The 24,775-nt window shown below is 62.7% G+C and carries 28 protein-coding genes and 1 pseudogene; 12 read left to right on the top strand and 17 right to left on the bottom strand.

Annotated features, from left to right (window positions below):
- Nucleotides 1-9: 9 nt before the first annotated feature.
- On the bottom strand, nt 10-819 hold the full coding sequence (locus tag Q2M23_RS05220; protein WP_225648237.1) for an enoyl-CoA hydratase/isomerase family protein: 810 nt from the start codon (nt 817-819) through the stop codon (nt 10-12).
- Nucleotides 820-876: 57 nt separating this feature from the next.
- Nucleotides 877-1,743: a FadR/GntR family transcriptional regulator gene (locus tag Q2M23_RS05215; RefSeq protein WP_083714940.1), complete on the bottom strand. Its 867-nt coding sequence runs from the start codon at nt 1,741-1,743 to the stop codon at nt 877-879.
- Between the two features lie 80 nt (nt 1,744-1,823).
- On the opposite strand from Q2M23_RS05215, the gene Q2M23_RS05210 reads away from it, so the two are divergent.
- From Q2M23_RS05210 to Q2M23_RS05195, 4 genes are all read left to right on the top strand, one after another.
- Nucleotides 1,824-2,963: an acyl-CoA dehydrogenase family protein gene (locus tag Q2M23_RS05210; protein ID WP_076826407.1), complete on the top strand. Its 1,140-nt coding sequence runs from the start codon at nt 1,824-1,826 to the stop codon at nt 2,961-2,963.
- 71 nt (nt 2,964-3,034) lie between these two features.
- Nucleotides 3,035-4,219, top strand: a complete 1,185-nt coding sequence (locus tag Q2M23_RS05205) for an ABC transporter substrate-binding protein (RefSeq protein ID WP_244558760.1) — start codon at nt 3,035-3,037, stop codon at nt 4,217-4,219.
- 232 nt (nt 4,220-4,451) lie between these two features.
- Nucleotides 4,452-6,242: a thiamine pyrophosphate-requiring protein gene (locus Q2M23_RS05200; RefSeq protein ID WP_316394789.1), complete on the top strand. Its 1,791-nt coding sequence runs from the start codon at nt 4,452-4,454 to the stop codon at nt 6,240-6,242.
- A gap of 12 nt (nt 6,243-6,254) precedes the next feature.
- Nucleotides 6,255-7,064, top strand: a complete 810-nt coding sequence (locus Q2M23_RS05195) for an SCO family protein (protein ID WP_316394786.1) — start codon at nt 6,255-6,257, stop codon at nt 7,062-7,064.
- Nucleotides 7,065-7,232: 168 nt separating this feature from the next.
- On the opposite strand, the gene Q2M23_RS05190 is transcribed toward Q2M23_RS05195, so the two are convergent.
- Nucleotides 7,233-7,451, bottom strand: coding sequence for a DUF3606 domain-containing protein (locus Q2M23_RS05190; protein WP_375166489.1), 219 nt, complete (start codon nt 7,449-7,451; stop codon nt 7,233-7,235).
- A 176-nt stretch (nt 7,452-7,627) separates the two neighbouring features.
- Here Q2M23_RS05190 and Q2M23_RS05185 point away from each other — a divergent pair, with 176 nt between their 5' ends.
- Entirely contained in the window at nt 7,628-7,993 is a 366-nt protein-coding gene (locus Q2M23_RS05185) for a PRC-barrel domain-containing protein (RefSeq protein WP_076826400.1), read from the top strand.
- 356 nt (nt 7,994-8,349) lie between these two features.
- Here the strand turns inward: Q2M23_RS05185 and Q2M23_RS05180 are convergent.
- The 6 genes and pseudogenes from Q2M23_RS05180 to Q2M23_RS05150 form a co-directional block, all read right to left on the bottom strand.
- Nucleotides 8,350-8,598 (bottom strand): annotated as a pseudogene (locus tag Q2M23_RS05180) (HEAT repeat domain-containing protein); the annotation flags it as partial.
- Between the two features lie 243 nt (nt 8,599-8,841).
- The gene (locus Q2M23_RS05175) at nt 8,842-9,792 is read right to left on the bottom strand and encodes a sensor histidine kinase (protein WP_143029732.1); all 951 of its coding nucleotides are present in this window, start codon (nt 9,790-9,792) and stop codon (nt 8,842-8,844) included.
- Nucleotides 9,793-10,469: 677 nt separating this feature from the next.
- A complete protein-coding gene (locus tag Q2M23_RS05165) occupies nt 10,470-10,856 on the bottom strand; it encodes a response regulator (protein ID WP_076826395.1) in 387 nt (128 codons plus the stop codon).
- A 79-nt stretch (nt 10,857-10,935) separates the two neighbouring features.
- The gene (locus Q2M23_RS05160; RefSeq protein ID WP_057017299.1) at nt 10,936-11,298 is read right to left on the bottom strand and encodes a PRC-barrel domain-containing protein; all 363 of its coding nucleotides are present in this window, start codon (nt 11,296-11,298) and stop codon (nt 10,936-10,938) included.
- A 329-nt stretch (nt 11,299-11,627) separates the two neighbouring features.
- A complete protein-coding gene (locus tag Q2M23_RS05155) occupies nt 11,628-11,957 on the bottom strand; it encodes a hypothetical protein (RefSeq protein WP_410469693.1) in 330 nt (109 codons plus the stop codon).
- 36 nt (nt 11,958-11,993) lie between these two features.
- Nucleotides 11,994-12,194: a hypothetical protein gene (locus tag Q2M23_RS05150; protein WP_141343189.1), complete on the bottom strand. Its 201-nt coding sequence runs from the start codon at nt 12,192-12,194 to the stop codon at nt 11,994-11,996.
- 532 nt (nt 12,195-12,726) lie between these two features.
- Between Q2M23_RS05150 and Q2M23_RS05145 the strand changes: the two genes are divergently transcribed.
- Complete coding sequence (locus Q2M23_RS05145; RefSeq protein WP_316394780.1) at nt 12,727-12,975, top strand: hypothetical protein; 249 nt, start codon at nt 12,727-12,729, stop codon at nt 12,973-12,975.
- 111 nt (nt 12,976-13,086) lie between these two features.
- Here the strand turns inward: Q2M23_RS05145 and Q2M23_RS05140 are convergent, their stop codons facing one another.
- Entirely contained in the window at nt 13,087-14,514 is a 1,428-nt protein-coding gene (locus tag Q2M23_RS05140; RefSeq protein ID WP_316394778.1) for a TAXI family TRAP transporter solute-binding subunit, read from the bottom strand.
- A 79-nt stretch (nt 14,515-14,593) separates the two neighbouring features.
- Between Q2M23_RS05140 and Q2M23_RS05135 the strand changes: the two genes are divergently transcribed.
- Nucleotides 14,594-14,752 carry a hypothetical protein gene (locus Q2M23_RS05135; protein ID WP_159109475.1) on the top strand — a complete coding sequence of 53 codons (159 nt, stop codon included), beginning with the start codon at nt 14,594-14,596 and terminating at the stop codon, nt 14,750-14,752.
- Nucleotides 14,753-14,855: 103 nt separating this feature from the next.
- Here Q2M23_RS05135 and Q2M23_RS05130 read toward each other — a convergent pair whose 3' ends face one another.
- Nucleotides 14,856-15,173: a hypothetical protein gene (locus tag Q2M23_RS05130; RefSeq protein ID WP_141343186.1), complete on the bottom strand. Its 318-nt coding sequence runs from the start codon at nt 15,171-15,173 to the stop codon at nt 14,856-14,858.
- 24 nt (nt 15,174-15,197) lie between these two features.
- Nucleotides 15,198-16,310, bottom strand: coding sequence for a DUF1236 domain-containing protein (locus tag Q2M23_RS05125; protein WP_316394773.1), 1,113 nt, complete (start codon nt 16,308-16,310; stop codon nt 15,198-15,200).
- A 225-nt stretch (nt 16,311-16,535) separates the two neighbouring features.
- Between Q2M23_RS05125 and Q2M23_RS05120 the strand changes: the two genes are divergently transcribed.
- A complete protein-coding gene (locus Q2M23_RS05120; RefSeq protein WP_057017197.1) occupies nt 16,536-16,763 on the top strand; it encodes a hypothetical protein in 228 nt (75 codons plus the stop codon).
- Nucleotides 16,764-17,017: 254 nt separating this feature from the next.
- Here Q2M23_RS05120 and Q2M23_RS05115 read toward each other — a convergent pair whose 3' ends face one another.
- The 4 genes from Q2M23_RS05115 to Q2M23_RS05100 all read right to left on the bottom strand — a co-directional run bounded on the left by Q2M23_RS05115 (nt 17,018) and on the right by Q2M23_RS05100 (nt 19,345).
- On the bottom strand, nt 17,018-17,530 hold the full coding sequence (locus tag Q2M23_RS05115) for a PRC-barrel domain-containing protein (RefSeq protein ID WP_057017196.1): 513 nt from the start codon (nt 17,528-17,530) through the stop codon (nt 17,018-17,020).
- 147 nt (nt 17,531-17,677) lie between these two features.
- The gene (locus Q2M23_RS05110; RefSeq protein ID WP_141343184.1) at nt 17,678-17,884 is read right to left on the bottom strand and encodes a hypothetical protein; all 207 of its coding nucleotides are present in this window, start codon (nt 17,882-17,884) and stop codon (nt 17,678-17,680) included.
- A gap of 21 nt (nt 17,885-17,905) precedes the next feature.
- Nucleotides 17,906-19,006, bottom strand: coding sequence for a glycosyltransferase family 4 protein (locus tag Q2M23_RS05105; protein WP_316394767.1), 1,101 nt, complete (start codon nt 19,004-19,006; stop codon nt 17,906-17,908).
- A gap of 129 nt (nt 19,007-19,135) precedes the next feature.
- Nucleotides 19,136-19,345 carry a hypothetical protein gene (locus tag Q2M23_RS05100; protein WP_092088827.1) on the bottom strand — a complete coding sequence of 70 codons (210 nt, stop codon included), beginning with the start codon at nt 19,343-19,345 and terminating at the stop codon, nt 19,136-19,138.
- A gap of 1,056 nt (nt 19,346-20,401) precedes the next feature.
- Between Q2M23_RS05100 and Q2M23_RS05095 the strand changes: the two genes are divergently transcribed.
- The gene (locus Q2M23_RS05095; RefSeq protein ID WP_162832411.1) at nt 20,402-20,548 is read left to right on the top strand and encodes a hypothetical protein; all 147 of its coding nucleotides are present in this window, start codon (nt 20,402-20,404) and stop codon (nt 20,546-20,548) included.
- A gap of 727 nt (nt 20,549-21,275) precedes the next feature.
- Nucleotides 21,276-21,716, top strand: coding sequence for a hypothetical protein (locus Q2M23_RS05090; protein WP_057017192.1), 441 nt, complete (start codon nt 21,276-21,278; stop codon nt 21,714-21,716).
- Between the two features lie 136 nt (nt 21,717-21,852).
- Here Q2M23_RS05090 and Q2M23_RS05085 read toward each other — a convergent pair whose 3' ends face one another.
- Complete coding sequence (locus Q2M23_RS05085) at nt 21,853-22,497, bottom strand: response regulator transcription factor (protein WP_026192607.1); 645 nt, start codon at nt 22,495-22,497, stop codon at nt 21,853-21,855.
- Between the two features lie 72 nt (nt 22,498-22,569).
- Here Q2M23_RS05085 and Q2M23_RS05080 point away from each other — a divergent pair, with 72 nt between their 5' ends.
- Both Q2M23_RS05080 and Q2M23_RS05075 read left to right on the top strand, forming a co-directional pair.
- On the top strand, nt 22,570-23,916 hold the full coding sequence (locus tag Q2M23_RS05080; RefSeq protein WP_316394756.1) for an ATP-binding protein: 1,347 nt from the start codon (nt 22,570-22,572) through the stop codon (nt 23,914-23,916).
- Between the two features lie 551 nt (nt 23,917-24,467).
- A complete protein-coding gene (locus Q2M23_RS05075) occupies nt 24,468-24,662 on the top strand; it encodes a hypothetical protein (protein WP_316394754.1) in 195 nt (64 codons plus the stop codon).
- Nucleotides 24,663-24,775: the final 113 nt, after the last annotated feature.

Here is a 24,775-nt window from a genome sequence, read left to right as displayed (position 1 = left end):
AGGCCCGCGCTATGCCTGGCCGAATCTGGGCTTCCGCTTCTCCTTGAACGACATAGTCGCTTCCTTGTGGTCGGCAGTCTCGAACGTCACCTGCTCCAGCGCCATCGACGCCTCCAGCAGCATGTTGACGCGCTCCTTGACGATCTGGTTGATCGACAGCTTGGTCCAGCGAATGGCCCAGGTCGGACCGTTGGCGAGCTCGACCGCGATCGCGCGGGCCTTGGCCAACACCTCCGCGCGCGGCGCGACATGATTGACCAGCCCGATCCGCTCCGCCTCATTTCCCTTCAGGAGCGTGCCGCGGATCAGGAATTCCTTGGCCTTGTTGATGCCGACCAGCAGCGGCCAGATCACTGTGCCGCCGTCGCCGGCGACGAGGCCGACACGCGAGACGTGGGTGTCGCCGATCCGCGCGTCTTCCGCCATCACCGTGATGTCGCAAAGCAGCGCATGGGTCGCCGCAAGGCCGATGGCATCGCCATTGATCGCCGCGATGATGGGCTTGTCGAGCTCGAGCTGGCGGGTGACTCCGCGGCGGCTGATCATGGGATCGTGCACCTCGCCCTCTTCGAGCACGTCGCCGCCGGGCCGCTCGGACATCGCCTTGACGTCGCCACCGACGCTGAAGAAGTCGCCCGCCCCGGTCAGCACCACGGCATTAACGGCGTGATCGTCGGCGAGGTCGTCCCAGATCGTGCGCAACTCGCGGATCAGCTTCTGATTGATGGCATTGCGCGCCTGCGGACGGTTCAAGGTCACGGTCGCGACCTTGTCCGCGACCTCGACCGTCAGGCATTCATATTTGGCGTAATTGGACACGTTTGCCTCCATTGTTTCGCTGTTTGAGTTGTTGATTATTGGCAACGCGGGCGCGTGCTAGCGGCGCATCCCGGGCTGCACATCCGCCAATGCGACGTGAAGCGACATGGCGCCCGGATCCTGCTCGAGCATGCGCTGCACGGATTCCAGATGCGATCGCAGCAATCGGCTTGCCAGATCGACGTTCCGTTCGCTGAGGGCCGCCAGGAACTGCCGCCGCTTCTCGGCCAGCCGCGCCATCGCGACCCCGCTGGAAGCGACCTTGGCATAGACGAAGCGCATGTGGATCTCGGTGACCGAGTCCACGATCATCGCAATCACCTTGTTGCCGGTCGAGGCCGCCAGCAGCTTGTAGAACTCGCGCGAACATTCGACCCGGTCGAGCAGCCGCCCCTCCTTGGTCGCAAGCTCCGTCCGCTCGATATTGGCTTCCAATGCATCGAGATCGGCCCGGCGGGCATTGGCACAAGCCAACTGCACCACGAGGTCGAGGACGTGGACCCGCGCCTCCGACAATTCCCGTACCGAAATCGTCCCGAGGCTCAGCATGTCGCGCATGACCTCGTTCATGCGGCGGGTGTCGCCCTGCTGGATGAAGGCGCCGCCCTTGACGCCCTTCTGCAGCCGGAGCACGCCGGCCATTTCGAGGCTGCGCAATGCTTCCCGCAGCACATTCCGACTGACGCCGAGCTGCTGAGCCAGTTCGCGCTCGGCCGGCAGCTTGTCGCCGGGCTTCAGCACGCCGAGCGCGAGTTGCTCGCGAATGCGCTCGCAGATCTCCTCGAACGTCCGCCTGGTGTGAATCGGCTTGAATGTCGGCGCGGCCGGCGAGCCGGCCGCACGATGATCGGTGGCCCGCTCCCGGCGGCTCGGCGAGGCGGCACGGGACCGCCGCGGCGCGCGAGGGCTTGACTTGGTGCTCATGCGATGAATTATTAAATGGATCACCCATTCAATGGAAGCCCTTTTTTGCTTCCGGCAAAGAAAACGAAACGGGAGTTCGCATGAGTTTTTCCGAGGAGCAGGTCGCGTTCCGTGACAACGTGCGCAGAATGGTCGCCAGGCACGTGGCGCCGATCGCCGCCGAGATCGACGAAACCGACCGCTTCCCGCTCGAACTGGTCAAGCTGTTCGGCGAGATGGGACTGATGCAGCTCTGGGTGCCGGAGCGCTATGGCGGCCCGAATGGCAACCTGACCATGGCCTGCATCGCGCGCGAGGAGATCTCCAAGGTCTCCCCTGCCTGTGCGTCGATCGCCGCGCTCAACACCATGTTCATCATGCCGCTGCTGCATTTCGGCTCTGAGGAGCAGCGCAAGAAGTATCTGCCGATCATCGCCGAGGGTGGCGTGGTCACGGCAATCGCGATCTCGGAGCCGCAGGCCGGCTCCGACGTCGCCGCGCTCAACACCCGCGCCCGCAAGGACGGCGATAGTTATGTCCTGAACGGCCGCAAGCAGTGGTGCAGCTATGGTGTCGCGGCCGACTACATCGTGGTCATGGCGCGAACCAGTGACGGCGCCGGTGCAGACGGCATCAGCGCCTTCATCGTCGAGCCGAAGAGAATGCCGGGCATCACGTTCGGCCGCCACGAGCGCAAGATGGGCTTTCGCGGCGCGCCCAACACGCCGATCTTCTTCGACAATGTCCGCGTTCCCGCGGAAAATCTCGTCGGTGAGGAAGGCAAGGGCTTTCGCGCGTCGATGCGCGCGCTCGACCTCAACCGGCCGACCATCGGCGCGCAATCCGTCGGCCTCGCACAAGGCGCACTGGATGCCTGCGTCGCCTACGCCAAGGAGCGCAAGCAATTCAAGAAACCGATCGCCGAGTTCCAGGGCGTGCAGTTCATGCTCGCCGACATGGCCATGCAGATCGAGGCGGCCCGCGCGCTGGTCTACGAATGTGCCCACGCCGGCGATGCCGGCGACTGGAAGCGGCTCAACGTGCTTGCCAGCATGGCCAAATGCGTCGGCAGCGACATGGCGATGAAGGTGACGACCGACGCGGTCCAGATCTTCGGCGGCTACGGCTACACGATGGACTATCCGGTCGAACGCATGATGCGCGATGCCAAGCTGACCCAGATTTTTGAGGGCACCAACCAGATCCAGCGCGTGGTGATCGCCCGCGAGCTGCTGCGCTAGCGCGGATCGATTTCAAGAAGAAGCAATTGCAGGGAGGAACGAACTTGAACCACATCATCAACCGGACGCTGATGGCCGGCGCGGTGTCAGTACTGCTGGCGGTACCTGCCTATGCTCAGAAAGCCTACGGTCCCGGTGCCAGCGATACCGAGATCAAGCTCGGCCAATCGACGCCGCTGAGTGGTCCCGCATCCGCGTTCGGCGCGGGCGCCGGGCGGGCGGTGGTCGGCTACTTCGAGATGCTGAATGCCAAAGGCGGCATCAACGGCCGCAAGATCAACTTCACGCAGCTCGACAATGCCTACAGCGCGCCGAAGGCGGTCGAACAATCGCGCAAGCTGATCGAGGACGTCGGCATATTGGCCGAGGTCGGCACGATCGGCACCGCGCCCAACGTCGCGATCCAGAAATACCTGAACGCCAAGCAGGTGCCGCAGCTGTTCATCACCGCCGGCGGACGCCGCTTCAACGATCCCAAGGCCTTTCCCTGGACGATCCCGCTCTATCCCGACTTCGAAACCGAAGGCCGCGTCGTCGCCAAATACATCCTCACCGTAAAGCCGGACGCCAGAATCGGCGTGCTTTATCAGAATGACGACTATGGCAAGGACTACCTGAAGGGCCTCCGCGCCGGCCTCGGTCCGAAGGCCGAGCTGATCGTCGCCCAGGCCTCCTACGAGCTCGCCGATCCGACGATCGACTCGCAGATCGTGCAGCTGAAGGCCGCCGGCGTCGACACCCTGATCGAGCAGTCGTCGTCGAAGGCCGCCGCGCAATCGATCCGCAAGGTTTACGAGCTCGGCTGGAAACCCCTGCACGTGATCGGGGGCTCGACCGCATCGGTCGAAACTATCCTGAAGCCCGCGGGCCTCGAAGCATCGAAAGGGCTGGTTACAACGCAATTCCTCAAGCAACCGGGCGACCCGGCGTGGGCCAACGATGAGGAGGTCAAGGCCTACAAGCAGTTCTTGAAGGCATACGCACCTTCAGCCAACCCGGACGACTATTCTGTGCTCGTGGCCTATATGAACGTGCACGCCGTGGAGTTAGCGTTGCGCAAATGCGGCGACGACCTGACCCGCGAGAACCTCATGAAGCAGGCTACCTCGCTGAATGGCGAACGATTGCCGATGATGCTCCCAGGCGTCGCGATCGGCACCCGGCCCGGAGACTACACACCCTTCAGAGCTCTGCGGATTGCGACATTTGATGGAGAAAGCTGGTCCTTGACCGGCGCTCCTCTATCGGCCGACTAGACCAGACTAGACTGCGGGCGGAGAGCCACCAAGGCTCTCGCTAAGCTCGGGTAGGTCTGCTCGAACAAGCAGCTGCGTCCCATCATGTCGCGGCGAATCCTCACACGTTCGGTGACCATTGCGCCTGCCTATCTCTTCTCCGATGCCACCTCCTACTTGAGGGACGGTCGCTTTGGAACGGCTGCCAATCCCCGCCGTTCACCGCTCACATTCAACTTTCGGGATATGCACGATGTCCAAGACCGTTGGCGATTTCGTAGTGCAGCGCCTCCAGGATTGGGACGTGCGGCATCTCTTCGGTTATCCCGGCGATGGCATCAATGGCGTGTTCGGTGCGCTCAATCGCGCCGAAGGCAAGATCGATTTCATCCAGGCGCGCCACGAGGAGATGGCGGCGTTCATGGCGTGTGCCTATGCCAAATTTTCCGGCCGCCTCGGCGTCTGCATCGCGACGTCGGGCCCCGGTGCCTCACACCTGATCACCGGTCTGTATGATGCCCTCCTCGACCATCAGCCGGTGCTCGCCATCGTGGGCCAGCAGGCGCGGAACGCGCTGGGCGGGCAGTATCAGCAGGAGCTCGACCTGGTCTCGATGTTCAAGGACGTCGCCAGCGCGTATGTCGCGCAGGCTTCCTCGCCCGCTCAGGTCCGTCATCTGATCGACCGCGCCGCGCGCATTGCGCTCGCCCGGCGCACCGTGACCGCGCTGATCCTGCCGAATGATCTGCAGGAAGAGGATTACGAGGATCCGCCGCGCGCACACGGCACGCTGCGGTCCGGCGTCGGATACACTCCGCCGAGGATCGTTCCGGCAGAGGCCGACCTCGATCGCGCCGCCGACATTCTCAACGCCGGCAAGAAGGTCGCCATGCTCGTCGGCGCCGGCGCGCTTGGCGCGACCAACGAGGTCACCTCTGTCGCCGACCGGCTGTCGGCCGGATGCGCCAAGGCGTTGCTCGGCAAGGCCGTGGTGCCCGACGACCTGCCATGGGTGACGGGCTCGATCGGCTTGCTCGGCACCGAGCCGAGCTACGACCTGATGATGGAGTGCGACACGCTCTTGATGATCGGCTCGGCGTTTCCCTATTCCGAGTTCCTGCCCAAGGAGGGCCAGGCCCGCGGCGTCCAGGTCGACATCGACGCCGGCATGCTATCGATCCGCTTTCCGATGGAGATGGGCCTCGTGGGCGACGCCGGGGAGACGCTGCGCGCGCTGCTTCCGCGCCTGAAGCAGAAGAGCGACGGCAGCTGGCGAAAGACGATCGAGCACAACGTCCGGACCTGGTGGAAGACATTGCAGGATCGCGCGCACCAGCCGGCCAAGCCGGTCAATCCTCAGCGCGTGACATGGGAGCTGTCGCCGCGTATTCCCGATCGCGCGATCATCACCAGCGATTCCGGCTCCTGCGCCAACTGGTTTGCCCGTGATCTGAAGATGCGTCCCGGCCTTATCGCCTCGCTGTCAGGCGGCCTGGCATCGATGGGCGCGGCAGTTCCCTACGCAATCGCCGCCAAATATGCAGCGCCCGATCGTCCCGTCATTGCGCTGGTTGGCGACGGCGCCATGCAGATGAACAACATGGCCGAGCTTATCACGGTCGCCAAATACTGGCGCGACTGGAGCGATCACCGCTGGATCGTCTGCGTATTCAACAATGAAGACCTCAACCAGGTGACATGGGAACAGCGCATCATCAATGCCGATCCCAAGTTCGAGGCATCGCAACGCATCCCCAACGTTTCCTATTCGCGTTTCGCCGACCTGATCGGACTGCGGGGGATTTATGTCGACGACCCCGCACAGCTCGGCTCGGCCTGGGATCAGGCGCTCGCGAGCGACATCCCCGTGGTGCTGGAAGTCAAGACCGATCCGGAAGTGCCCCCGCTACCGCCGCATATTACGCTCGAGCAAGCCAAGAACTTCTCGATCGCGCTCGCCAAGGGCGACCCGAACGAAGTCGGCGTCATCCGCGGCGCAGCGCGCCAGCTGCTCCAGACCGTGTTGCCCGGCAGGGAGAAGTGAAGGCCAGAAGCGATGCATCGCCAGATGATGCTTGCCGTCTATTTGGTCTGCGCAGCGCTGGCGCCGGCGCGCGCCGAGTTGACCGGGTCCGATCTCGCCGGAGTCGACGCATCGCCCCGGCTCGGCGCCGTGCTACCGCTGAGCGTCCGCCTGCGCGACGAAAACGGCGTCGCACGGCCGATCCGGGAATGGCTCACCGGCGGACCCAGCGTGTGGGTCCTCGCAGATTTTACCTGCGATACGTTGTGCGGCCCGGTAGTCAGCACCGTCTCCGATGCGCTCCGGCAGTCCGGCCTGCGTCCCGGTCAGGACTTCGATCTGCACGTCGTGAGCTTCGACCCGCAGGATACCCCGGAGAACGCGAAGGATATGAAGCAGGCGCAAGTCGGCCTCGAAGCGCTGGGCGACGCCGCCCACGTCTCGCGCGGCGATGCCGGCGATATCGCGGCACTGACACGAGCATTCGGATTTGAAGCGGTCTACGACCGCGACCACGGCCGCTACGCGCATCCCGCGGCCGCGTTTGTCGTGACGGCAGACGGTCGCATTGCGCGCGTCCTGCCCGGTCTCGGGCTCCATCCCGCCAGTCTGCGCCTCGCGTTGGTCGAAGCCGGTCAAGGCCGCAAGCACGGGGGTCCGCACGACCGCCACACTCGGAGATCCGGCACCTTTGAAGAAGCAAAGGCCCAGCGCCCCGGGGAGAGCACTGAGGCCGATCATTGTCTCACTCGCCACGATCGCCGAGGCGACAGACTGCGACCAGCCCGCGGCGATTCCGCTTCCGAACGAGCGCGCTTTCGGGATCGAATTAGCACCAGTTGATTGCTGCCGACCAGGCCCTAACTCCGACCGGCACCGCAACTCGGCCGACGATCGACGCGCTTGCGGCCGGGGCCGCTCCAAACTGATCGATGTGCCCCGGGTCTTCGGGGGCAAGAGCCGGGGCACCTTCATTCGTCCCATGCCGCTCTGCCGAGGAGCGACGCATTGCTAACGACGCTTCGAAGGTGCCGTTCCTAACGACTTTTTCACCGCCGACCCGAGCCGGCGCTCAACTCTCTTGCGGCTATTGCCCACCTTCTTGACGGACTTCTTCACCGACGCTGCCGAAGTCCGGGTTTTCTTCGCCTCATAGCTCACCTTTGATCCTACCCGCGCGGCGACGCGCGCACCTTCGCCTCCAGTGTACAGTTTTGTACATACTTCCAAATCAAACCGCCGGCGCTCAGGTGAATAGGATGAGGTACCTTTCCGCCACTCGATGTTTTGAGACGGCCGCTGACCGGTGCGCCTAGCTCAAATTTGGTGAAAGCATTGGCGAGCCAAAGGTCTCTTAGGAACGACCACAACTGCCCAGGGTTGGGCTCCATCATGAGGAGGATCGCATGGCTTACGAAGAACGGGAGACTGGAAATCTGATCGGCAGCGATAAGGTCGAAGGGACCGCCGTTTATGGTGCCGACAATGAACGCATTGGTTCGATCGAACGGGTGATGATCGACAAGATTGGTGGCAAGGTCTCCTACGCAGTGCTGGGATTCGGCGGCTTCCTCGGCATCGGAGACGATCATTATCCCCTTCCGTGGCAGTCGCTCAAATACGACACCAACCTCGGCGGCTACATTACGGGACTTAACGACAGCCAGTTGCGCGGAGCGCCAAGGTACAGCAACGAGAGCAGTTGGAACTGGTCAGACCCCTCGGTCGCCCGATCGGTCGACGACTACTACGGCCGCATTCCAGCTCCGTGAGCCCGACAACCAACGATCGCCCGACGTGTCCGGTGTGCAAGCACCAAATGGCTCTAGCGCGCGTCTCGGCCGGCAAGCGTGGATTCGAGGAGCGCATGTTCGAGTGCGCCACCTGTGGGCGGACCGTAAAGGTCTCAGTTGCCGTTGATCCCACGGAGACGGATCGGGTTGGTTGGCTCGCCCGTTCGCTGGAGCCCCCGAGTTGAGGAGCTGGCCGCGCAGCTTCTCTTCAAGGCCGCGACCCACGGCACGCAAGCAAATACTCTGGCCCCTAGCCGACGTACGAACGCTGTTCCACCCACTGCCTCAACCCGATTGAGCGCAGTTGCTCTCATTCGCAGAATTCGGGTACAAACCTACGAATTCGCCTTTGCCTTCTTCGCCACGATCTGTTGCAGGGCCCAGCGCGCGTTCTTTCTGACATCTGGATCCGGGTCATCGGCAATGACCGCCAGGAACACTTCGCCATCCGGATGAGCGATCTCGCCCAACGCGGCGGCGGCGGCGACCAACCCACCATTGACATTGAGCCCCAGCGTCTCGGCCGCCATCTCGCGCACCATCCAGTCGTCGTCCTTGAGCGCACGCATGATCGTTTCCGCCGCCGAGAAGCGTTAGTACTGTCTCGATCTGGGCGATCAGCGCCTCGATTTCCTCCCGCTCGTTCGGTCCGGGATCACGCTGTAGTCGCTGCAGGAGCGCCTGCTTCCGTGCAAGAAGCTTTGCGACGGTCGACATGGGCCCTCCTCCGTTGCCAGGCAAGCAGGTGCAAGAAGGACTTGGTGCACCGGCTCCTGACGCAATGCCAATTCCCCTTCAGATGGACCTGTCCCTAGCGATAAGGAATGCTAACGCGGATGCGCCCGCACCTGGACGCGCAGACCCGGGTCCAGCCGTTCGTATGTGATTTCGCCCTCGAGCTGCTGAGTGAGCAGGTGCACGATGCGGGAGCCCAGTCCGCCCGGCTCTGCTCCCTCCCGCAGGCCAATGCCATTATCGGACGCCGACAGCTCGATGCCGTCTCCTTTCGACAAAGAAACAACGACGTTTCCTGGCCTGTCGCCAGGAAAAGCATACTTCAGCGAGTTCGTGACCAATTCGTTCGTGATCATGCCGATCGCAAGCGCGTGGTTGTTCGGCAGGAGAATGTCCTCGCAGACCACCTGGAAGGCAACCGGCCCAGATGGAGCCAAGGACTGGAAGACCTTCTCAACCACGTCATTTAGGAAGTAGCGCATGTTGACCGAGCGCGAGTCCTCCTTGAGCGCAAGATGGTCGTAGACCTCCGCCATCACCTGCACCCTGCGGGCGGTGGCTTCCAGCGCAGCCGCGACCTCCGGCCCGCCGTGCCTTGCCTCCAGCCGGATCATGCCGCCAAGGATTGCGAGATTGTTTTTCGTCCGGTGCGCCATCTCCTGCAGCAGCAAGGTCTTGGTCTTGTCCGCCTGCATGACGCGTCGGAGTTCCGCGCGCTGAAATTCGGCGACGATGGCTGTCCCGGCGGCGGTGATCGCGAACAGTGCATTCGTCGCGAGGAAATCGATGCCGAAGCCACCTGCGTAGCTGAGGTAGGCGCCCACGCCGATAGCGATGAAGGCCGCGAATATTCCAGAGCCGCGATCGAAGATCAGGCCCGAGAGAAAAACGCCGGGCAAAAGCAGGAAATATCCAGGCGCCCCGGTCTGAGTCTGCAGCGCCGTCTGCAGCACGGCGCACACCACCATGATGCAGGCGGAGATGCCGTACCGGACCGGGCTTGGAAGCCGGTGCTCCAGAACCAGGGGGTAAAGCCTGTTCATTGGATCCCAACCGCGGGCTTGCCGTTCAGTTGCTCATGCACAGTGTTCCCACCGTCGCTGCATCATCGCAAGCCGAATCGGACCTTGCGGATCTTCAGATTCTCTGGCTGTTCAGGCCTTAGATGTCTCGCTGCCGCCTCGCGGGCCAATCGTTCCGCCTTCAGGCACTCCCGGTTCGCATGGAACGCCTGCTGGGCGCGTTCATACTCGACACCGCCACTTTGGCATCCGCGTCACTAAAGACCTTTCGAGCTTCTCCTTCGGTCGGGGTCGGCATTCTCCGCTCCGATATGCGATTGCTCATTGCTCATTGCCCCTCCTCCGAGGGTCCTCGCCCAATAATGTGCATCAGGACCGCCAACCCTGATGGGCAGGCTTTCTCCCGGCGAAGCCTTAGGGGGAGTGCGCCGGGTGGGAAGTGATTCGACGCGCGGTAAGCCCGTTCGTTCCATGGGGCCCGTGACACAGGCAGACTTCCCCTGCGGCCTGGCCGTCGGCTTTTCACTGGGGCCTCATTCGCGGCCTTCTTGCCTTGATCGGCATCAGCATTTCCTTCTGCCCGCTTGATGCCTTGCGCGGCTTCTTGGCGAGGTTGGGCCCCGATCGCCAGTGCCCTCACGGCATAGCCACCATCTGCGGGCTCGACCGAAGGATCGGAAGCTCACAATGATCCCGGTTCAACCCGGCGAGAGGCCGGTATCGAGTAGCTGCGAGACGGCCGCAGCCAATTGCGCGGGCGTAAAGGGCTTCTCGATTAGGACGCTGCCATCGACACTCTGCGATTTCCAGTCTGGCGCGCTGGCGCTCGTCATGTAGATGACAGGAAAGCCAGGCGTGATTTCCCTGATCTGCCGCGCCAGCTCCCATCCGCTGATGCCGCTACCCAGGTTGACGTCCGTCAGCAACGCCCGACACCCCTCTCGCCCATCGCGAAAGGTGGATAGGGCCACCTCCCCCGAATGGACCGAGCAAGCCTCGAAACCGCCGTCGCACAAGGCGTCCTCGATGAAGCTGCAGATCAGAGCTTCATCGTCCACGACCAGAACGCGAATTGCAGCACTCACTTTTAAGTCTCCATCGGGACCAAGGCGGAAAGGCGGGTGGGTCTCGCGTAACGGCAGGGTCGTGGCCCCGAGTGCCGCCTCAAGCCACCGGCACACCGTAATAGGCATTCACCGCCCGCGTGGTCGCGGGGTCACTCCAGTTCCAACTGCTCTCATCGGCATATTTGGGAGCGCCGCGGAGCTGGTCGTGGGTGATGCCGGTGACGTAGCCGCCAAGGTTGGTGTCGTATTTCAGTGCCTGCCACGGCAGCGGATAGTGATCATCACCGATGCCGAGCAGACCGCCGAAGCTCAGCACCGCGTAGGATACCTTGCCGCTGATCTTGTCGATCATGACGCGTTCGATGTAGCCGGCCTTTTCGCCGTCGGCCCCGTACACGTTGGTGCCCTCGACCTTGTCACTTCCGATCAAGCTGAACGTCTCGCGATCTTCCATGGCCATGTTGACCTCCTGAAGTTTGTCTTCAGAAGTCAACCGGACGACCATGGCTCCGTTCCTTGGCTGAAGCCTCGGTGCCGTCGTTCTCGCCCTCCGGCAGCATTCGGCCGGGACGCGACCGCAACGCCTACCCCCGGGTCTAGGATTCCTGCCGCAGCGGAACGACGCACGGCGCGCCGCTCCCACCTTGCGATTGTGGGCCGGTGCGCAGCACGGTGATGAAAGTCTTCGAATTCCCCGAAGCGCCGCCAGTACGGCGGCCCGTGGCGGAGTCAGAAAGCCTTCGCCCGCGCCCGCTCCCGGACGGGTCGACGCCGCTGACGCCGTTGGGTCTAGCCCTCGCGGGTTGAGCCAGGAAGCGGAGATCTGGGCGCTGCAGGCGAAGACTCGGCCCGGGGTCCCTCGCTTCGCAGCTCTACGTCGGAAGGCCGGGCGGCTTCCATGAGCTCCAGCCCCGCGCGGCCCTTCTCTGTGATGCGCCAACCGCCGTTCAGGCGCTCCACCAGTCCTTGCGAGAAGATGTCGAGATCCAGCATGCGTGCGGCCGAGCGCTTGGTCCGCTCGCCCCAGTCCCGTCCGCTCGTCGCAAGGATCGCCAGGTCGCGCTTGAGGTCCGGCATGACGGCGAATCCGTCGGGATAGCTCACCAGGATCTTCAGCACCGTGACCTGGAAGTTCAGGCCACCCGCTCCCGCCCGCTATCGCCACATCGTCGGCGCGCCGTGAAGAGCCTCGCGGCCGACCTGCCTCAGCCGCTCGGGCGAGGTGTCGCCATTCGTCGCGGCTTCCAAAATACTTAAAGCTACGTGGGTGCGTGCGCCGGTCTCATAGCGCGACACGTCTTCGCAGACCTCGTCGAGGACGATACACAGAAGCGCGGTCATTGCCGGATCGAACATGAGGCCCCCAAAGGAAAAAGATTGTAACGCAATCACAATCACATGGGCGCCAAATTCAAAAGTGTTTAGCGCCCCAATATCCAGCCAAGTCTACACTTGAGATCCGGCTCGGCCAGCTCAGAAAGTGGCCGCACCGCAGTGCGGATTGAACCTGCCTTCGGTCAAGCTGTTGCGCGGGCCCCGGCGCCGAGGCATTGCGGACAACCAGCAACCAATGCCTGGTTTTCCCGTTGTCGAGCCGGGAAAGAAACGAGAAAGGAATGATCCGATGAGGAAGTTTGCAATGGTGGGGCGACCGGAGGCGTGATCGCCGGCGCGGTCATCGGAGGGCTTGCCTCCTCGGCGTATGCCTGGGGACCGGGTCCGGGCTACTATGACTACGGTCCAAGCTACAATGGCGCCGGGTACTAAGGCGGGCCATACGCCTACGACGACGCATACGATGCTCCGTAATCACGTGCCGAGATCTTTGGTTTCGGCGATGACCCACACACCGCCCTCGGGCCCATTCGCACTTTTGACGATACGGCCAATGTCGTTCGCGCCGATCTCGAGCTGCGCCGTGGCGCGTGCCCTATCCGATGGGTTCTTTGACAAGCAGATCGATGGGCGGATCGATGATCCCGCAGCGGGCTGGAAGGCTGTTCGGGTGGCTTCCGACAACCGCACACCGTTTCATATCGAGGCTATCGACGCGCCACATCCGGGAGCGACGGACGCCACACTATCGAGCCCCCTGGTGGTCCAGTTCCAGCTTCGTCCGGACGCGCTGGCCCACTAATCCGCTGGTGACGTGCACACGCCCGAGTTCGCGTACTGTCACTTTTCAAGGTATCGAATGAAGGCAGCCGCAGAATCATTTTCCCAAGGTGCAGTTTTCTCATACGAGACCTTATCCCCGAGGCGGAAGGCTGTGACCCACTGCCGCGCCTCGAACCGGTTCAAGGGGACCTCGTTGCAACGCAGCTCGCCTTTCGACGATGGCATGGTTCAACAGTTCAAGCACCAGGCCAAAGGCTGCCAGCTCTTCTTCTTCGATGGCGGCATCATCGTAACTTTCGAGCGTTTCCGCGATGATTGCGTCAGCCTCGCGTTGCAGGGCCAGCAGTTCCTGGTTGGTTTCCGCGGTCCGCGCGCTGGAAACCATGGCCAGGAGCCTGTTGCGATGGCTGGTGTTTTCCTCCCTTTCGTCCCGATTCAAATAGCGACGCAACCAGGCGCCGGCCGAACCGATCGCGGAGAGGAGCAGGAGAGCGAACCAGAAGTAGTCGCCGTATCTGTCAAGAAAGCTGCGTTCGTTACCTTCGATGACGGCCGCCGCTCCCCGGTGCACGGGCAGCTCGGCATCTTTCTCGGTGTCAGGCTTGGTAATGTGTGCAGCCCCCGGCACTTGTCTGGCAATCGCCTGACGGACAGCGAATAATTGCCGGAAAAAGGCCGCCACCGTCGCTTCAGACAATGTCTTTCGCGCCACGATCAGATGGCTGACGCTGACCGTCTCAACCTTGTCATCAGGCCAAGCCGGATCGGCATTGAAGACGCCGGGCGGAATTTCCTCGGATTCATACCGCGGGTGCTTCAGGGCGATGGCTTCCGATGTCTCGATCGCGAGAAACTTCGGCGCGCCTCGCACGCGGGTCGTTGCAGCGATGGCGTCGGAGGTGATTTTGCTATCGAGCGGACCGACCGCCATGAATGCATCGAGGGTCGGGTCGCGTGCCAGCTCCTCGATGTGGTCCGTTCCAAAGTGCATAATCGCGACCTTGTCCGCCTGCACGCCGGAGGCGCTAAGGATAACCCGCAGGAAAGCAGCATTCGCCGGGGTCCGCCCGATTACGCCGACACGATGCCCTGCGAGATCGGCGATCTCCTTGATTTTCGGCGCGTGCTTTCTTTTGGAGGCCTTGCCCGCAAGTCCGGAAGGCGCCCACAGCACAACGAAGTTCTTACGCAGCGTGGCGACGGTCTGCGCGTCGGCGGGCATATCCAGGTCGCCGCGACCGACCGCAAGGTCGGCCTTCCCAGCACGAAGCAACGCGAGGGATTCGACCGCCCCGTCGGCTTTGATCGGGGACAGCCTGACAGTTCTGCTTTCGCTGGCGAAGGCATCGGCCATCGCCTCAACTACTTTGTGATCATCGCTTCCGGGAGGTCCAACTGCGATCCGGAGAACTTCCGGCCGCAGCGCATAATACAGTGCGCCCGCTGCGGCGCCAAAGACTAGAAATCCAACGGCCAGGACAAGCAGCAATGAATTGCTCCTTCTTCGCCGTCGGCGGGCAACGTCATTGGTTTTATCTGTATCGCTTGGCGAGGACATGTGCCGCTGCCAGCCAGAGATCAAAGCGCGTCCTGCTTCCTAGGATATCTGCCGCGAGCGCTTGGTGGAAGAGCGAGTGATGAACAACAACCACGACACGCGCCGTCTTTCTTCGCCTGCAGCGGCGGACTCCTGGGTGCCGAGCAACTTCAGCGCAGTCTCGATCTTGGCGAGGAGCGAGCGCCTGGATTTCGGCTCGCTCGTTCGGGCCGAGACCGGCTTCGAGCCGCGCCGGTAATTGCTCTTTCTGTTCCAGGAGCTTCGCAATAGCAGACATCTCATCACCGCGAAAACGTAATCGACGGCGAAAGGGCCGCTCAGAGAGCGGCCCCATTTCTAGTTCACCAGCTCCGGGTGCCGAAGCTGAAACCGATGCTTGGGCCACCGCCGTAGTAGCCGTAGCCGCGATCGTAGTAGCCTGGACCATTGTAATAGCCGTAGCTGCGGCGAACCACGTAGCCGTCGTCTCCGCCGTAGTAGCGTTGGACATAGCGGGGACCGCGGGTCCGGTAGCAGCGGCCATACTCGTTACAGACAAGACGGACTTGCTCGATGCCCGCAGCCTCAGTCGACGCGATGGCTGCAGGTGCAAGAGGTGCCGCACTCGCAGACGACGCCATCAAGGTCGCGGTGAGAGCTCCAAGCGCGATGTTCTTCATGGATATTCTCCTTCCTTGGCGAGATCAGTCGATCTCTTCGATGATGCGACGTTCATGGGGTTCGACGATGTAGGTCCGGCTGTCCCGGTTGATGTACCGGTACTCGCGAAGGCTCGGAGCATCCCGATAGACCTCTTCGGGAAACGCTTCGATCTCCACGCCTTCCGGCACGCGCTCTCCGGTGCGGATCTCGGTACGAACCGAGCTGCCGGTGGTGGTGCGACGCTCGCGCTCGACCGGCCGCGCTTTGGCGTGCTTGCGGATGACCTCGCGGTCCTTGTCGCTGAAGGTCGTCTTGCGCTGTTCGGTGCGCGCCGGCGCGGCCGCCGTGGAGCGGCCCGAGTACGGCAGGACCGCGACGATCTTGTAGCTGGAGGGCTCCACGATCACGATCTCGTCCCTCACCAGCACGAAGTTGTAGCCCCGGTACTGGGGTACGATCTCGACGACCTCCGCAGGCAGCGGCTGCAGATGTACATCGCGCGGCACGGCCGTGCCGATCGACAACGAGAAATTCACGTTGTTGAGCGGTTGCACATCCAGGTGTGAAATCGACGTGCTGATCCGGGTCTGCTGCTGATCGTTGATGTTCACGGACGCGTTCACGTTCGTGCTCGACGAGCGATTGGCCGTGTTCTGCTGGCTGCTCGGCTGCCGGGCCGTGGTGGTCGGATTGCTACCCGTCGGAGACTGAGCCTGATTGGTGCCCGAAGCCGGTGGGTTCGCGCTCTGTGTCTGATTGTTCGCAGGCGGATTGGTCTGCGCCTGGTTCGAAGGCGGATTAGTCTGGTTGGAGGGCTGGCTCGTCTGCGCCTGGTTGGTAGAGTTGTTCGACGTGGGCGCCTGCGTGGTGTTGGTGCCCGTACCGGAGTTGGACGTTTGGCCTGCAGCGCTCTGGCCGGTCGCTGGCGGAGGCTGCGTCTGGGCCGCATTCGTCGAAGGGTTGGTCTGCGCGGATCCCGGAGCGGAGTTGGACGACGGTGTCGACGTCGAAGAGGACGGCGGCGTCGACGTGGAATCCTGTTGACGCTGCCTAGCCGACGGATTGGAGCTCGACGTGCTCGGAGAAGATTGTGCGAGAGCCGAAGTCGCGAGCGCAACTGCGGCGGTCGTAGCCAACAATAAACGCTTGTTCATCTGAAATCCTCCTAATTGGTCGCCGAACAACACCGGACGAAGGGCCAGGTTCCAGAACGGGAAGTTTCGGCAAATCGGCTGAGACGGCGCCGGTGGAAATTCTTGTCGCCGCGAGAAATCAGTCTCGCGACATGAGCGGTGTGCCTTCCGACTGCCGGGAAGAAACGGAACTTCGCGCCCGCCTGCCCGTTGGCAGTGACTACTTAGAAGCCATTGGAGGAGTCAATGAAGAAGCTGATCGTGTGCGGCGGCCTCGCCGCCTTCGCCCTCGGCACCCAGGCCGCCAGCGCCGCCGAGTTCTACATCGTTCGTGATGCAACGACCAAAAAGTGCACCGTTGTCGACACCAAGCCGACGACGACCACGACGACGGTCGTGGGCGACGGCGTCTACAAGACCAAGACGGAAGCCGAGTCCGCCGTGAAGACCACCAAGGTCTGCACCGAACAGTAAACGGCCATCGCAGGGCCGAGCCGGCCTCGCGAAAACGTTCTGAAGGCCATTGGAGGAGAAAATGCTTGTACTGACTTTATGGGCCGTTCCCCCGTGCTCGTTGTTGGCGGCGTCGGCTATTGGATAGTTCACATGCACTGAGCGAACAGTCCGCATGAAAGGCTCGCCCGCAAACCGGGCGATTTTTTTGGACCATTGGGCCCGGCAGAAAAAAGGGCCCAGCGGGGGCCCTTTTTCCGTGAGTTCTCGCCGCACTAATTGTAGTCCGAGTATTTGAACTGCGGGAGCGCCTTCAATTGCTCCTTGTTGCCGCTCATGACCGCGTGGTCCGGGACCCAATCGTTCGCGTTGCGGTTCGTCGTATTCGTCGAAGCCGCGCCGGTGGTGGTGTCGCGCGAGTTGGTCGACGTGCTGCTCGAGCTGGTCCGGACCGGCTCTTCGACGAACTTCAGCTTGTCCATCGAGACGGCGATGTCGTGCTCGCCCATGCCCAGAAAGCCGCCGATACCGATCACCACCGCGTTGATCTTGCCGCTCTTGTCGACGAGCAGCTCGTTGATGTCTCCGAGCTTCTCGTTGGCCTCGTTGTAGACGTTCAGGCCTATCAGCTTCGAAGCGCGCCAATTTCCCTTGAGCGCCATCTTCGCATCGGCCGGCTGGGCCGTGACCGCCGGCGCGGCGCGATCGGCGGGCTGGGTGGATTGCGCGAACGCGCCGCCGCCGATCACGGCAGTGCCAAGCAGAGCGACGGCAAGAAAGCTTTTCATCGATTATCTCCTCCAACGTGAGCCGCACCCGTTCAAGATGCCGGGCCCCAACGCCCGCGATTGCCACTTGTTCCTGATCGCTCCTTTCAGTCGAAACGGGGCGCAAAGGATTCTACCCATGCTTGATGGGGGTCAGGATCCGGTCCACTAACGATGTTCGGTGCTCACGAGCCGGACGACAATTCCTTTGCCTTGGGAGTGAAGGCAAAGCTGCCAAACCTCATTCGAACAGTCTTCCGCTTGCCTTGCGGAGTCGCCGGCCTGCTGGACCTCCGGCTGTGGAGGAGGCACTTCGTCCGCAAGGGCGGCCGTCGCGAGAAGAACAAAAGCCGCCGTGGAAAGAATGGTTTTCATGCGAGCCTCCTGATCGGCGACTCAACGAAGAGACTCTGAAGCCGTGCCGACTTCCGGGCGCGATATGGTTGACCCCGTCTCGAATCCTTCGCGTCCTCCGCGGCCGAGCAGCTCGCGATATCGGCGTTCGTACTCCTTCACCATCCGACTTGCGGCGAAGCGCTCCTCGAACCGGGCGCGGACCACTCTTCTGTCCAGCCGGCCCAGTTCGTTCACTGCCCTGATCGCCTGCTCCTCGTTATCCACGATAAAGCCGGTGACGCCGTCTTCCACCACTTCGGGCACCGAGCCGGCTCGGTAGGCAATCACAGGTGTCCCGCACGCCATCGCTTCGATCATGACGAGCCCGAACGGCTCCGGCCACGCGATCGGAAACAGCAACGCGGCGGCCCCGGCGAGGAACGGCTGCTTCCCGATTTCGTCCACTTCGCCGACAAGTTGGATCTCCCCGCCATCGATGTTCGGCTCGAGCTTCTTCTTGAAGTAGGCCGTCTCCGCGCGCGGTATCTTGGCCGCTATCCGCAGCGGCGTCCGCGCGGCGCGTGCGATGCGTATGGCGGCCTCCGGTCCCTTGTCCGCCGTCAGCCGCCCGAGGAAGGCCAGGTACGAACCACGTTCGCAGGACGGCCTGAACAGATCATTGGGCAGCCCATGCTGGATCGTCGCGATCCAGTTCGCATCCGGAAGTGGTCGACGCTGGTCGTCGGAAATCGCGACGAAGGCCGCGTTTGGGAAAGCCCCGATCACATCGGACAGCCCGGGAAGGTCGAGCCGGCCGTGCATTGTCGTCAGGAACGGCACGCCGGTCCGGCTTAGCACCGGAAGAGGCAACCAGTCGACGTGGGAGTGGATCACGTCGAAATCGCCCGCGCGATCGGCGATGGCTTCAATCAGCAGCGCGCATGCGGCGTTCGGATCCGTTCCCCTTCGCCCCAGGCGCAGCGCACGCGGCCAGACAGGATGGAGCTTTCCCTTTGTCTTCGAATCCCCGCTCGCGAACAGGGTGACGTCGTGTCCGAGCTCGACCAGTTCGTCGACAAGCCAGGCGATCACGCGCTCCGTGCCGCCATAGAGCTTCGGCGGAACGCTCTCGGCCAATGGAGCAAGCTGGGCGATCCGCATGCTAGGCCCCGACCACGGACTGCATGGCAATCACAACGACCTCGGAACTGAGGTATGAAATCGCTAGCAGCGTCCAACTGGGCTTTGTGCTTTCGCAGACCATCCGCGCGACGAACATCTTCACGCCCGTCAACCTTCGTCTTCGGGAGGCTGGTGCAAGTAGGCTATCCCGAAGCTGGCGAGATCTTCGGCATCGCTCTCTCGCTCTTCCCGTCTCCTGTGCAAATAGCGCTCGAGCAGGCAGCGGCGGCTGTCGTGAACGTCAACGTCAGGGTGCGCCGCCCGGTACACGATCCAGGCCGTCTCTGCCGCCCTTCTCACCGTGACTTCGTCGACCATCCTCACGCTCCAAGCGACCGCATCCAGTCGCTGCCAACTCAGCGCGATGGCAAAAGTTTCCAATTTTTCCCCAAATCTTCGACCTTTGGTGGAGAAGCGCTCGAAGGGCCGATCAGAAAGCTTTCGCCCGCGCGTGATCGCGGATCCGATTCAGCGCGATGATCTGGCCATCAATGGCCCCTAAGCACGGCTCCGCAAAAGCCGGTCGACGGCGCGAACAGTGTCATGGACGGTGGATTTCTTATGACCAAGGCACGCGATCAACTAGCGCGTCGATTCTCCGCCGCAGGTGGTCAACCAGCCCGCTTCGCACCGACAGTCATGCAGCCCCCAAGGCACTTGGACACTTCGAGTTGAGAACAGAGGCGCCGTCAATTGCGTCCCTCGTGTTCGGCGGAGTAAAACGCCGCGGAGACCCCGAGCGGTGCCAGAAGATATGGCGCCGTCAAAAATCCTGCGCAAAAAGTAGCGCGAGACGATCGGCTTAATCAGCTTGACGGTCGCTCGGGTCGCCGGACGGCATTGACCGTCGGCGGGTTGATCATCACGACCATACGAACATTGTTTTCCGGTGGCCATCAGCCGGCGAGCGGCTTCGAACGGCCACCATGGCGCCCTTGCATTTGCCGCCCAAAAGGAAAGGAGCGCTGGCTTGCCGCTCCAGGATAAGCGGAAGGCGAACCAAGGAGCTGGGGCGCGCCCGGGTGGTGACCACGATCCTTGCCACCCGAGCGGCCGAGAAGCGCGCCGCAGGCGAAGCGCTAAGCTGACGTTGAAGCCGACGTGCCGACCAGCACCAGGCGGGCCGGCGCCACTGGCATGGTCCTGACTCGACGAAAACCAAATGTATCGCATACCAGGCGAGTGTCGTGCCGATCAGGAGCCGCGCCGAGGCGGACGCTGTCGATTCGCGGCTGCCGCATGCGACGGGTTTCATCAACCGGTCGCCACCCGCGCCGGCGGCAGCCGCCCGCATGTTGCCAGTTTTTCCCGACATCAGGAACGAACTGGTTTCTGCCACGTTCACCGTCCGAGGCAAAACACGGAGTGGCTGAGATGGGCGCTGGCGATCAGGTCGCATGCATGTCGGTGGTGGCATTGTTCTCGCTTGCACTGATCGTGACATCGAGCCTGTTCGTGCAATCGAGGGCGGCAAAGAATCCGGCGATGCTCGCCGCGCAGCAGGTGCGCGCTCCATTTTAGCGCTGGCAATCCGCCGCCTCAGCTCGGTCAGACTCGGCAACCATTTTGCGGTGTGAGACAGCGCAGCCGGCTCATTGCTTGATCAAAATCCCTTGCGCGTCAAAGGCGCGGTCGGCGCGCTCTCCTGCTCGCCGCGACCCGGCACAATAATTGGCTCCGGCGCAGCCGGGGAACCGCGCCGGAACCTTTGGGGAAGTTGATTGTGCTCGTTTAAGCAGGTCATCAACTGCCGCCGAGGCAAACCGTTCCCAACCATTTGCATATTTTTCCCGACAAAAAGGACGGCAGCAAAACCGGATGTTGGCGCAGCGGCAATGGTTCCGACCTGAGGAGATATGAAATGAGACGGCTCGGCAAGACGGCCGCAGCGCCATGCTTGATGCCGGCTTCCTGGCCGTGTCCGCGATCAGCGCATCGGCGGCGATCGCGTGCGCTGGGCGGGTGTGCGGGCACACCCATGAGACCTATGATTATCCGCGTGAATGCCGCGTCGTGGTTCACGACAATTGGCGCTGGGGGCCGCGCGAGCTTCCTCGAGCACGAAAAGCGCGGGCTATTTGGCGCGGCCGCACCTGGGTGACCTGGTGAGCGTACCGACGACGTGATGGGGCCGCCGCGGGCGGCTTCATGTTTCAGCCCATGCGATCGGCGAGGAACGTTTGCCATTTTCTCCCGTTGATCGGCGCCGGTGCCGATATGCGGTCCGGGATTGCGGTGAAGGTTGTTGATGCCTCTGGTCCGGTACTTTCTGTTCACAGGCGCGACGCTGCTCGGCCTGCTGCTTCTCACCGACTGGTATTTTTCAGCCCCGGCGCCAGTCACCGTCGCTCGCAACGACATCGATCGCACGATCATCCGCATTCGCTCGCAGCACAAATGGCCGGAGGCGATCCGCATGGACACGAGCACCCCGCTCCCTGCCGCCGCGCCTGCCCCCACAGCTTCGGCGGCTGTCGCGGCACCGGTCCCCGCTGCGCCGCCCGCGACGATTGCGCAGGTTGATGCGTCGCGGGCAGCTCCGCCGGCGCGCCTTGAGCGCAGCGCGCGACATGCAAAGCCCACCCGGCAGGCGCAGCGCGAGAGACGCCAGCGACTTGCACAGCGCGGTCAGCGCTTCGCGAGCTATCGCGAGCCGGAATGGCAGGGCCGGTCGTTCCCGAGCTGGTGAGCCGCAAAGCTCTTGCTTGAATATTGTCGCACCGGTGCGTTCGTCGCGTCGATTTGCCCCGATGAATCCCGCCTGGTGTACGGCAATGAAGAACTGTCCGCATCACTGAACGCGGCCAGTTCAAATTATGCAAGGATCAGCCAAGTTCCATTTCGACGGCGATCCGTACCAGGTCCGAGTGGTTCTTCGCGCCGAGCTTCTGCTTGAGCAGCGACGTGGCATTGGCGACAGTCTTGTAGGAGATGCCTAGCGCTGATGCGACTTCGACGATCTTGTCGCCGCGGCCGAGCAACCGCAAGATCTCCAGCTCCCGCGCCGACATCTGCGAGGCGGGGCTGGCCTTGATCGCGGCGCCGGCGAACGCGATCGCCTCCGCGAGATGCGGCGAAATGAACCGCTCGCCTGCCGCGACCTTGCGCACCGCCTTGACGAACAGGCGCGGATCGTCGCTCTTGGAAAGATAGCCTTGCGCCCCCATCTCCACCGCCCGCACCACGAAGGCGGGATCGTCGTTCATGCTGAACATGATGATCCGGGCGACCGGGTCGTCTTTCCGGATCCTGCGCAGCAGCTCGAATCCGGAGACATCGGGAAGCTTGATGTCGATCACGGTCACGTCCGGCCGCTTCTGGGTAAAGGCGCGCAAGCCGGCCTTGGCATCGGCGGCCTCCTCGATTTTCACCGTCTTGTCGGAAGCAAACAGGGACCGGCAGCCCGACACCACCACCGGGTGGTCGTCGACGATCAATACTCTCATGGACGATTTGGAGGTATCGTGCATCATTCTCTCCCCTGCCTTTGATAGAACTTCGCGCGGAAATTGAAAGAGAAGAATCGCTGAACGGAGCCCGACGTGACAAGACTCTGGAACAGATTCTGGAACCACCTCTCACTTCGTGCCCGGCTGTTGCTGCCGATGGCCGCGATGGTGGTCGGCGCCTTGCTGCTCGGCGGCCTCGCCCTGCAGATCGTCTCCCCCGAGCAGTTCGAGAATGAGAACGCCCAGGCCGCGCGCTCCGCCGAGCTGGTGGCCAATGCGCTGAATGCCGCGCTCGCAGTCGCCGGCAATCCGCCGCAAACCCTCGACGCATTCGCGGACAAGCTCGGGAGGTCCGAGACTATCGCATTCGTGCCGCCTGGAACGCGGCCGCAGCGCAGCGCGGCGGACCGCCACCGCGGCAACATTCCCGCGTGGTTCACTGCCCTGCTCGAGGTTCCGGAGCTCGGCTCCACGCATCCGATCAGGATCGGAGCGTCGCATGTCGGGGACATCGTCTTCAGTCCCGATCTGTCGCCGGACATCGAGGAGAAATGGGCGGGCTTCGTTGCGATCGTCTCGTCGAGCTCGGCGCTGATGCTGCTCGCCGCGCTGAGCGCCTATTTCACGACCGGCGCGGCGCTTCGGCCGCTGGCTCAACTCGGCGCCGGACTGACCCGTATGCGAAACGGCGATTATGATGCCGCCATTCCGCTGGCCGGCCCTCCGGAGATCCGCAAGAGCTGTGCGGAAGCCAATCAGCTTGCAGTGACGCTGAGGCGGCTTAGCCAAGACAATCGGAACCTGCTGCGCAAGATCGTCGCCGTGCAGGACGAGGAGCGCCGCGAACTCGCCCGGGAGCTACATGACGAGATGGGCCCGCTTCTGTTCGCGATCCGCGCCAACGCTACCGCGCTGTCGGATCCCGAGGCGGAGGGCCCGCCCGAGCCGGGTTCGCCGGCGCATGGCATCCTCAGCGCAGCCGAAGCCTTGCAACAGGCGAATAGGCGCGTCCTCGAGGGACTGAGCCCGCTTTATGTTGCGGATCTTGGATTAGCCGCAAGCGTACAGACGTTGCTGCGAAACGCCCGATCCCAGGCGCCCGGCCTCCGCGTGACATCCCGGCTCGACGATCGTCTGGATGAGCTCGATGCCCTGCTCTCGCAAACCGCGTACCGCGTTATCCAGGAGGGAGTGACCAATGCGCTCCGGCACGCTCACGCGACCACGATGGGCGTCGCCGCGATCGTCGACGGCGATCAAATTCAGCTCGAGATTTCGGACGACGGCATTGGCCTGCCGCCGGACCTGACCTTTGGGAGAGGCCTGACCGGCATGCACGAACGGGTGCGCGCGCTCGACGGAACGCTGCAGCTGGTCCGTGAGCAAGGCCAGACCATCGTGCGTTGCCGAATTCCACTCCAGAACCATGTTGCGCGATAAGGACGCGTCATCACCGCGAGGAAGGGGCGCACCGCATATGCGAAATCTTACCAAGGGTATCGAATACAAAGATGATCCGAACCCCTTGCCTTCATAGCTCAGATAATCCAGCACCCCGTCGTCCTGCGGCGTGATCTCTTCGAGCCCGAAGGCATCCGCGGCCACCGGGACGATAAGCAAACCAAACGAACACGGCGACAAATTGAGGCCGGCTTCAGTTGGCGACCTCTTCGCAAAAACGGCCCCAGCGCAGTCCGAGCGCGTCGAGGCCGAGTTGGACCTTCGCATCCAGCGCGGCGCTAGCTGATCAGCAAGTTGGCGACCAATCCGACAAGGAAAGACCTGTTTGCCAAGCTGGCGGCACACCACCGGAGCTAGCTGATGAGGTCGAGCGGACCATGAAGGCCTCGGCCTAGGAAGTCCGCTAACCAGCGACGCGGGAGATTAAGGCCACCTCAGCAAGTGGCCTTGCATGGCTCCATTCTACACCGGGACAATTTCCCGTAGCATTCCGGTACAAGGACCGCACATCGATTTGCTATCCTCTGCATATGCCAAGCACCTTCACCCACAGGGGCGTCACCTTCGACGTAAAACGCCTATATGATGATCAGTTCGAGATCATCATTGAGATCGGCGGAGAAACCACCCGCCATACCGTGCGCACACGATTGGCAGAACTGGCAAAGCGCCGGGCCGAGATGCTGATCGATCGTAAGCTGAAAACAAAAATTAGGCCTATGTAGGCCGCCCCAGTTGGCGGCCTCTAACAGAAAACGGCCCCAGCACCTTTGGGGGCCTAGAGACTGGTGCCGGGGCCAGTCGTCCTTTGATGAATCGGGACGTGACCCGAGGCTTT

The organism is Bradyrhizobium sp. 33ap4, from assembly GCF_032654765.1.
Classification (GTDB): Bacteria; Pseudomonadota; Alphaproteobacteria; order Rhizobiales; family Xanthobacteraceae; genus Bradyrhizobium; species Bradyrhizobium australafricanum.
This window is presented reverse-complemented; position numbering and strand designations above follow the sequence as displayed.

Excerpts from the sequence above, each read along its gene's own strand:
- Q2M23_RS05215 (WP_083714940.1), bottom strand. The coding sequence starts at position 1,743 with ATGAGCACCAAGTCAAGCCCTCGCGCGCCGCGGCGGTCCCGTGCCGCC.
- Q2M23_RS05210 (WP_076826407.1), top strand. The coding sequence starts at position 1,824 with ATGAGTTTTTCCGAGGAGCAGGTCGCGTTCCGTGACAACGTGCGCAGA.
- Q2M23_RS05205 (WP_244558760.1), top strand. The coding sequence starts at position 3,035 with ATGGCCGGCGCGGTGTCAGTACTGCTGGCGGTACCTGCCTATGCTCAG.
- Q2M23_RS05200 (WP_316394789.1), top strand. The coding sequence starts at position 4,452 with ATGTCCAAGACCGTTGGCGATTTCGTAGTGCAGCGCCTCCAGGATTGG.
- Q2M23_RS05195 (WP_316394786.1), top strand. The coding sequence starts at position 6,255 with ATGCATCGCCAGATGATGCTTGCCGTCTATTTGGTCTGCGCAGCGCTG.
- Q2M23_RS05185 (WP_076826400.1), top strand. The coding sequence starts at position 7,628 with ATGGCTTACGAAGAACGGGAGACTGGAAATCTGATCGGCAGCGATAAG.
- Q2M23_RS05175 (WP_143029732.1), bottom strand. The coding sequence starts at position 9,792 with ATGAACAGGCTTTACCCCCTGGTTCTGGAGCACCGGCTTCCAAGCCCG.
- Q2M23_RS05160 (WP_057017299.1), bottom strand. The coding sequence starts at position 11,298 with ATGGCCATGGAAGATCGCGAGACGTTCAGCTTGATCGGAAGTGACAAG.
- Q2M23_RS05150 (WP_141343189.1), bottom strand. The coding sequence starts at position 12,194 with ATGTTCGATCCGGCAATGACCGCGCTTCTGTGTATCGTCCTCGACGAG.
- Q2M23_RS05145 (WP_316394780.1), top strand. The coding sequence starts at position 12,727 with ATGTCGTTCGCGCCGATCTCGAGCTGCGCCGTGGCGCGTGCCCTATCC.
- Q2M23_RS05140 (WP_316394778.1), bottom strand. The coding sequence starts at position 14,514 with ATGTCCTCGCCAAGCGATACAGATAAAACCAATGACGTTGCCCGCCGA.
- Q2M23_RS05135 (WP_159109475.1), top strand. The coding sequence starts at position 14,594 with ATGAACAACAACCACGACACGCGCCGTCTTTCTTCGCCTGCAGCGGCG.
- Q2M23_RS05130 (WP_141343186.1), bottom strand. The coding sequence starts at position 15,173 with ATGAAGAACATCGCGCTTGGAGCTCTCACCGCGACCTTGATGGCGTCG.
- Q2M23_RS05125 (WP_316394773.1), bottom strand. The coding sequence starts at position 16,310 with ATGAACAAGCGTTTATTGTTGGCTACGACCGCCGCAGTTGCGCTCGCG.
- Q2M23_RS05120 (WP_057017197.1), top strand. The coding sequence starts at position 16,536 with ATGAAGAAGCTGATCGTGTGCGGCGGCCTCGCCGCCTTCGCCCTCGGC.
- Q2M23_RS05115 (WP_057017196.1), bottom strand. The coding sequence starts at position 17,530 with ATGAAAAGCTTTCTTGCCGTCGCTCTGCTTGGCACTGCCGTGATCGGC.
- Q2M23_RS05110 (WP_141343184.1), bottom strand. The coding sequence starts at position 17,884 with ATGAAAACCATTCTTTCCACGGCGGCTTTTGTTCTTCTCGCGACGGCC.
- Q2M23_RS05105 (WP_316394767.1), bottom strand. The coding sequence starts at position 19,006 with ATGCGGATCGCCCAGCTTGCTCCATTGGCCGAGAGCGTTCCGCCGAAG.
- Q2M23_RS05100 (WP_092088827.1), bottom strand. The coding sequence starts at position 19,345 with ATGGTCGACGAAGTCACGGTGAGAAGGGCGGCAGAGACGGCCTGGATC.
- Q2M23_RS05095 (WP_162832411.1), top strand. The coding sequence starts at position 20,402 with ATGGGCGCTGGCGATCAGGTCGCATGCATGTCGGTGGTGGCATTGTTC.
- Q2M23_RS05090 (WP_057017192.1), top strand. The coding sequence starts at position 21,276 with ATGCCTCTGGTCCGGTACTTTCTGTTCACAGGCGCGACGCTGCTCGGC.
- Q2M23_RS05085 (WP_026192607.1), bottom strand. The coding sequence starts at position 22,497 with ATGCACGATACCTCCAAATCGTCCATGAGAGTATTGATCGTCGACGAC.
- Q2M23_RS05075 (WP_316394754.1), top strand. The coding sequence starts at position 24,468 with ATGCCAAGCACCTTCACCCACAGGGGCGTCACCTTCGACGTAAAACGC.